Here is a 6,138-nt window from a genome sequence, read left to right as displayed (position 1 = left end):
CCGCTTCCCGGCCCTCGGGTGGTGCACCCGATACGCCTCCGCGATCTGCCTACCCACCGAGTAGTACGGGTGCAACGCCGACAACGGATCCTGAAAGACCATCGCCATGTCCCGGCCCCGCAGCCGCCGCACCTCCTCCTCACCCAACCCCACCAACTGCCGCCCACCCACCCAGATCTCCCCCGAAATGGCCGTGCGCTTCGCGTTGTGCAAACCGAGGATCGCCAGCGAGGTGACGCTCTTACCGGAACCGGACTCACCCACGATCCCCAACGTGCGACCCCGCTCCACAGCGAACGACACCCCGTCCACCGCCCGCACCACACCGTCCTCGGTGTCGAACCGCACCCGCAGATCCTCGACCCGCAGGTACGGGCCCTCGCCGCGACGCGGCGCCGGAAGCTCCACCATGTCCGTCTCCTCCTCCTCAGCCCAGCCGGACCCGTGGGTCGATCACCGCGTACAGCACGTCGACGACGATGTTGGCGACCACGATGAACACCGCCGCCAGCAGCACCGTCGCCATCACCACCGGCAGGTTGAGGAACTGCACCGCCTCCACAGTCGCCTTCCCGAGACCCTGGAGGCCGAAGATGGTCTCGGTGATGAACGTGCCGCCGAGGCTGGTGCCGATGTCCAGCCCGGCGATCGTGACGATCGGTGTGATCGCCGCCCGCAGCGCGTGCCGGGTGTGCACCGTCCGGGCGGGTAGGCCCTTCGCCCGGGCGGTACGGACGAAGTCCTCCGACAACGTCTCCAGCATCTGGGCCCGGGACAGCCGGGCGTACAGCGCGGAGTTGAGGAAACCGAGCGTCATCCAGGGCAGCAGCAGTCCGGCCGCCCAGCGCAGCGGACTCTCGGTCAGCGGCGTGTAGCTGGGGAACGGCAGCAGGCCGGTGGAGTAGACGAGCAGGTAGAGCAGGATCAGACCGAAGAAGTAGACCTGCATCGACGCCCCGGCCAGGGTGACGCCGATGGCGGCGCGGTCGAACGCCGTACCCCGGCGCAGTGCCGACACCATGCCCAGCGAGACGCCGAGGCCGAGCCAGAGCACGGCGCCGCCGAGGACGATGCTGAACGTCACCGGGGCGCGCTGGGCGACGATCTCGGTGACCGGCTGGTTGTTGCGGAACGAGTAGCCGAGGCAGGGCGCCGGGCAGTCCTGCCGGAAGTCGCCCTCGCCGTAGGTCCGGCCGGCGAAGACGCCGCCGACGAAGTCGGCGTACTGCCGGGGCAGCGGCTGGTCGATGCCGAGGCGGCGCTCGACCTGGGCGATGTCCTCGGCCGTGCAGTTCTTGCCGCACATCACCTTCGCCGGGCTGCTCGGCACCGCGAAGAAGAGGCCGAACGTGACGAGGCTGATGACGACCAGGGTCAGGGCGGCGACGAGCAGCCGCCGTACGACGAAACGGAGCACGGGAGCACCTCCCCCGGGGTGGGCGCGGGAGCGGCCGCCGTGACAGCCGCCCCCGCGCGGCTGTCACTTCTTCACGTAGATGCCGTTGAGCGAGATGATCCCGAACGCGTCGCTGAGGAAGGCGTTGCCGACCTTCGAGCCGTGCAGCTCGTAGGTGGCGTCGTAGTAGCAGGGCACCACAGGCGCGTACTTCTCCATGATCATGCGGTCGAGCGCCATCCAGCCGGCGTCCTGCTCGGCGGCCGGCAGGTCGCGGACCCGGTCGATCTCCGCGCTCACAGACGGTTCGTTGAGGTACGACAGGTTCTGGTTGCCCTCGGCCACGATCTCCCGTCCGTCGTAGACCGGCGGGATGACGGTCGAGCCGGTGGGCCAGTCCGAGCCCCAGCCGGTGAGGTACATGTCGTACGGGTTGTCCTTGCGGCCGACCTCGTCGTAGTAGCTGCTGTTGTCGATCGGCTTCATCACGATGTCGAAGCCCATGTCGGTGAGGTTCTTGCGCAGTGCCTCGGCCTGCTGGGTGCGCAGCTCCAGGTTGGAGTGGGCGAGGACCAGCTTCGGCCGCTTGCCGGCGAGCAGCTCGGCGGTCTTGGCCTTGTCGCCGGTGACCGGGGCGTTGAACAGGTCGTAGGGGACGAAACCGGCGGTGGTGGGTGACATGAGCGTGGTCGCCGGCGAGCCGGCGGCCTGCCCGCCGAGCACCTTGAGCAGGGCGTCCTTGTCGACCGCGTAGTTCAGCGCCCGCCGTACGCTCAGGTCGGTGACCCGCTGGGTGTTGATGCTCAGCACCCAGTTGTACTGCGTCGGACCGCGCACCACCCGGTCGGCGACGCCGGATCCGGTGGTGCGGGGCAGCACCGACGGCGGCACGTCCGACCAGCTCAGCGCCGCCTGGTCGGCCGGCCCGTCGGCGACCAGGCGCTCGGCGATCTGGGCCTGCTCCAGGCCGAACGTCATCCGGATCGCGTCCGGGTACGCGTTGCGGATCGGGTCGGTCGCCGGATCCCAGTTCGGGTTGCGTTCCAGCTCCAGCGACACGTCGCGCTGGTAGGTCCTCACCCGGTACGGCCCGGACGAGAACGGCCGCAGGTCGTAGTTGGCGCGGGTGTCCTTCGCCGCGGGCACGGGCGCGCTGGTGGGCAGCGCCGCGGCGTACGGCAGGTCGCAGTGCGGCTGCGGGAAGGTGAACCGGATGGTCCGGTCGTCGGGGGTGGCGACGCCGTCGGGCACCGGCTTGCCACCGTCGTACGGTCCCTTGTAGGTCGCGTTGTACGCCCCGCCCGGGTAGAGCCACTGCTGGATGTAGTGCGGGCCCTCGTTGAGGTTCGCCGCGAACGACCTGGCGATGCCGTGGGCGACGTCCTTGCTGGACACGGGCGTGCCGTCCTCGTACTTCACGCCGTCGCGGAGGGTGAACTCCCAGACCTTGCAGTCGCCGTTGACGTCCTTGCCGGGGTTGGTGGCCAGGTCGCCGACGAGCAGCAGCTTGCCGGTGCCGTCCTCCTTGTAGCCGTTGAGCGAGCGGTAGAGCAGCCCACCGGCGACCTGCTGCACGTTGACGTAGTTGCGGGCCGGATCGAGGTGCTCGAAGTCGGCCGGCTGCATCACGGTGAGGGTGCCGCCGCGGGTCGCCCCGGCGACGTCCTTCGCCGGGCCCTGGTTGTCGGCGGCCTCGTACGAGATCGATCCGCTCTGGGTCTTGGTCTTCTGGTCGTCGCCGCCCCCGCCGTCGTCGGTGGTGGGGCTGCAGCCGGCGGCGGCCAGCGCCGCCGCGGCGAGGACACCTGTCAGTGTCCGGGTTCGTGCGCGCACGGTGTGCTCCTTCCTGCCCGGCGGCCCCCGCCGGCCGGGCACTGATGGCCGTGGGGACTACCGGGTGGAGCGGGGGTCCAGCGAGTCGCGCAGCGCGTCGCCGAGCAGGTTGAACGCCAGGACCAGCAGGAAGACCGTCAACCCGGGGAACAGGGTGTACCAGGGGTCGCTCGCGACGTAGCCGATGCTGTTGAAGATCATGCGGCCCAGGTCGGGCGTGGGTTCGGTGACGCCGATGTTGACGAACGCCAGCGCCGCCTCGATGGCGATGAACTGCGGCACCATCAGCGAGACGGTGACCAGGATCGGCGCCCAGATGTTCGGCAGCAGCTGCCGCAGCATGATGTGCGCGGTGCCGGCGCCGGCGGCCCGGGCCGCCTCGACGAACTCCCGCTCGCGCAGCGAGATCACCTGCCCGCGGACCAGCCGCGCGGTGTACGTCCAGCTGAACAGGCCGAAGGTGGCGACGATCAGGGCCACCCGGAAGGCCGGCGACGGTGCCTCCCGGTCGGAGTAGAAGCGGTCCTGGAGGATCGGGATGACCGCGAGGGCGAAGATGAGGAACGGGAACGCCAGCGTGAGGTCGATCAGCCAGTTGACGACGCTGTCCAACCAGCCTCTGGCCCACCCGGCCAGCACACCCACGGCGACACCGATGCCGGATGCCAGCAGCGCCGAGGCGAACGCGATGAACAGGGACGTCCGCAGGCCGTAGACCAGTTGCATCAGGATGTCCCGCCCACTGCCCGGTTCGAGCCCGAGCCAATGGTCGGCGCTGATTCCGCCGGCATACCCGATCGGCATTCCGAAATCGTTCAGCCGGTCGGCGAACTTGTCGGTCGGGTCGATTCCGGTGAGCCGTTCCAGCAGTGGCGCGCCGAGCGCGACAAGGGCGGCGACGGCGAGCGTGACGGCGCTGGCGCGAGCCGTACGGTCGCGCTTGAGCCGCAGCCAGGCGAGCCGGCCGGGTGACCGGCCGACGAATTCGCCGGGCCGGCCGACGGGGGCGGGAACGGCCTCGACATCGGGGCCGGGAGCGGCCGGTGGGTACGACAGTTCGCTCATGAGCAGTCCTCCCGACGGGGACGAAAACGGCCTGCCACCCGACGGTAATGCGCTATGACGCACTGGAAAGAATCGTTCCGGTAACGGCCGTTCCGGTTGTCGTGCATTGACAACGATCCGGCGTACGGAATGCATCGGCGCAATAACGGCTCGATTCGGTTGTCAGCCTTTCAGGTGGCCGTTCCACGAATTCGGAATGCGTTGCCGCAAGGCACTCGGGCGGTTGTCAGCCGTTCGGGCATTCCCGTACGCCGATGTCACACCAGCCGGGCGGCAGCGTCGACCGGTGTAACACTTCGTGACTCTTCGCGTTCACACCGTCCACCTAGGGTTCTCGGCGGTCCGGTTCGCACGACGTGCCGGGCCGTCCACCGGCCCTCACCCGGGGCCCCGACGGAAGGACCACCCATGCCCTTCGCCCGACGTACCGCCGCTGCGGCCCTGGCCGCCGTGCTCGGCGGCCTCGCCGCGCCGGCCTCCCCCGCGCAGGCCGCGCCGCGCCCCGGCCCGGAGACCCCCTCGGTGCTGCTGCTCACCGTCGACGACGGCGCCGGCCCGCGCGCCACGGTGCTGACCTGCGGGCCCACCGGCGGCCTGCACCCCGACCCGATCACCGCCTGCCGGCTCGTCGCCCGCGTCGACGGCGACCTGGACGCGCTCGACGTGCACGGCGCGCCCTGCACGTCCCAGTACGCCCCGGTCGTCGCGCGTGCCGTGGGCATCTGGCAGACCCGCCCGATCTCCTACACCCGGACGTTCGGCAATGCCTGCCTGATGCAGCGCACCACCGCCTCCCTCTTCACCTTCTGACCCCCTCCTTGTCGCGTTGATCATGAGGTTGGCGGCGGTTCCGGTCCGATTTGTCGCCGTCAACCTCATGATCGACGGGGTGGGTCGGGAGGTGGGCCGGTGGAGTGGGGAGAATGGGTGCCGTGCCGGGAGGAGGACGGGTGGGTGACGGGCGGGAGTTGCGGGCGGACTGCTCGCGCTGCGCCGGAGTGTGCTGCGTCGCTCCCGCGTTCACCGCGTCGGCCGACTTCGCCATCGACAAGCCCGCCGGGCGGCCCTGCCCGAACCTGGGCGCCGACTTCCGCTGCGGCATCCACACCGAGCTGCGGCAACGCGGCTTCCCTGGATGCACCGTGTTCGACTGCTTCGGCGCCGGTCAGCACCTCACGCAGCACACGTTCGCCGACCGCGACTGGCGCGCCGACCCGGCTACCGCACAGCGCATGTTCGGCAGCTTCGCCGTGCTGCGGCCGCTGCACGAGCTGCTGTGGTACCTGACCGAGGCGGTACGCCTGACCCCGCCCGGCCCGCTGCGCGACGAGCTGACCACCGCGCTCGACGAGACCGGCCGGCTCACCGACGGCACCCCCGACGACCTGCTCGCGCTCGACGTCGACGCGCACCGGGACCGGGCCAACCGGCTGCTGTCCCGTGCCGCCGAACAGGCCCGCGCCGGGAAGGCCGGGCCGGACCGCCGGGGCGCGATGCTGATCGGGGTGGACCTGCGCCGTACCCCGCTGGCCGGGGCGAACCTGCGCGGCGCCTGCCTGATCGGCGCCGACCTGCGGGGCGTACGCCTCGGCGCCGCCGACCTGACCGGCGCGGACCTGCGCGGAGCCGACCTGCGCGGCGCGGACCTGGGCGAGTGCCTGTTCACGCACCAGTCGCAGCTCGACGCCGCACGCGGCGACCACCGCACGGTCCTGCCGCCGGGCCTACGCCGCCCGTCCCACTGGTCCCTGACCCTGACCCCGACAAACCCCCAGCCCCGCCACCCCCACCCCCGCTCCCGACCCCGACCTCGGCGTTGATCAAGGAGTTCGTGTCCGGTTCGG

Annotated in this window: 6 protein-coding genes; 2 read left to right on the top strand and 4 right to left on the bottom strand. The window is 70.8% G+C overall.

The window, feature by feature from the left end:
• The 4 genes from IRY44_RS05880 to IRY44_RS05865 form a co-directional block, all read right to left on the bottom strand.
• On the bottom strand, nucleotides 1–411 hold a 411-nt coding region (locus IRY44_RS05880), incomplete at its 3' end, for an ATP-binding cassette domain-containing protein (RefSeq protein WP_194799433.1).
• 16 nt (nucleotides 412–427) lie between these two features.
• Nucleotides 428–1,417, bottom strand: coding sequence for an ABC transporter permease (locus tag IRY44_RS05875; RefSeq protein WP_194799432.1), 990 nt, complete (start codon nucleotides 1,415–1,417; stop codon nucleotides 428–430).
• Nucleotides 1,418–1,480: 63 nt separating this feature from the next.
• Nucleotides 1,481–3,229, bottom strand: a complete 1,749-nt coding sequence (locus IRY44_RS05870) for an ABC transporter substrate-binding protein (RefSeq protein WP_194799431.1) — start codon at nucleotides 3,227–3,229, stop codon at nucleotides 1,481–1,483.
• 57 nt (nucleotides 3,230–3,286) lie between these two features.
• The gene (locus IRY44_RS05865) at nucleotides 3,287–4,294 is read right to left on the bottom strand and encodes an ABC transporter permease (RefSeq protein ID WP_194799430.1); all 1,008 of its coding nucleotides are present in this window, start codon (nucleotides 4,292–4,294) and stop codon (nucleotides 3,287–3,289) included.
• Between the two features lie 408 nt (nucleotides 4,295–4,702).
• On the opposite strand from IRY44_RS05865, the gene IRY44_RS05860 reads away from it, so the two are divergent.
• The gene (locus tag IRY44_RS05860; RefSeq protein ID WP_194799429.1) at nucleotides 4,703–5,104 is read left to right on the top strand and encodes an SSI family serine proteinase inhibitor; all 402 of its coding nucleotides are present in this window, start codon (nucleotides 4,703–4,705) and stop codon (nucleotides 5,102–5,104) included.
• Nucleotides 5,105–5,217: 113 nt separating this feature from the next.
• Nucleotides 5,218–6,114, top strand: coding sequence for a pentapeptide repeat-containing protein (locus IRY44_RS05855; RefSeq protein WP_194799428.1), 897 nt, complete (start codon nucleotides 5,218–5,220; stop codon nucleotides 6,112–6,114).
• The last annotated feature ends 24 nt before the right edge of the window (nucleotides 6,115–6,138 follow it).

The sequence above is a fragment of the Micromonospora sp. ANENR4 genome, assembly GCF_015354395.1.
GTDB lineage: Bacteria > Actinomycetota > Actinomycetes > Mycobacteriales > Micromonosporaceae > Micromonospora > Micromonospora aurantiaca.
The sequence above is the reverse complement of the archived record's forward strand: the minus strand, read 5'-3'. Positions and strand labels throughout refer to the sequence as shown.